This window comes from Bacillus sp. AF62 (genome assembly GCF_050312695.1).
GTDB classification, from domain to species: Bacteria; Bacillota; Bacilli; order Bacillales; family Bacillaceae_G; genus Bacillus_A; species Bacillus_A cereus.
Map to the genome: position 1 here is coordinate 1 of NZ_JBNPJZ010000220.1, position 799 is coordinate 799.

The following is a 799-nucleotide window of genomic DNA, read 5'->3' on the forward strand; positions in this document are numbered from 1 at the left end:
ATCCAGGTGCTCCCGTTGTTTCAAATCGATCTTTTACAATTTTGACGCCCCTTGCTTTACGATCAATTGTTAAATCTATTGTGCGACCACCTACCATCGCTTGTTGACGTTGATCGTTTAATTCCAGTTCACTATTGGAGAGTTTTTGGGTAACCATCTGATTTTCTAAGTGATAAGCTCGAATACTCATTTCAACAGGAAACTTTAACGAATGAGATTGAATGCGATAAATCCACTCTCCACCAGGAAAGGCCGATATTTCGGGCATATCTTTCACCGCAAGAAAAGCAACATGAGAGGTTTCAATTTCCCCTTCTTCATTTTGTCTTTCGAGTATAAGAGAACGTCCTGGGCTTTCATCAATCACCGTATCCGTTAATTGGATCATTTCTTGTAAATCTGGGCGGCGTACTTTTACCGCCTTTCCTTCTTCATTTTGCAACGCAACTGTAGAACCTACCTTCCAGTTTTGATCCCGATTCAGTTCTTTCATGCCACGTTTGAAATTATGATGGAATAAAAAGCGTGTTGTAGATGGTTTCGCACGTCTTGTATTAGGAAAGGCCCCTCTAACCTGGCTAAATAAAACATCTTCTATTTCTAAATAATTTTCGATTTCCTCTTCTAAAATATCCGTCACATTCATACCCGATATGTTTTGGGCTGTCTCTGCAAAACCTTCTCTTATTTTCTTCATAAACTTCCATGTTTCTACGACAGGATTACGAATTTGTCTTTCTTTCTGTTCCATATTCAGTTGTACTAAAACGAAAAAGCGATATTCCATGTTCTCTTTCGC

1 pseudogene is annotated in these 799 nt (G+C 38.9%); it reads right to left on the minus strand.

The annotated features are described in order from the left end of the window. Positions 1 to 799, minus strand: a pseudogene (locus ACQRBL_RS32425) (ATP-binding protein); the annotation flags it as partial.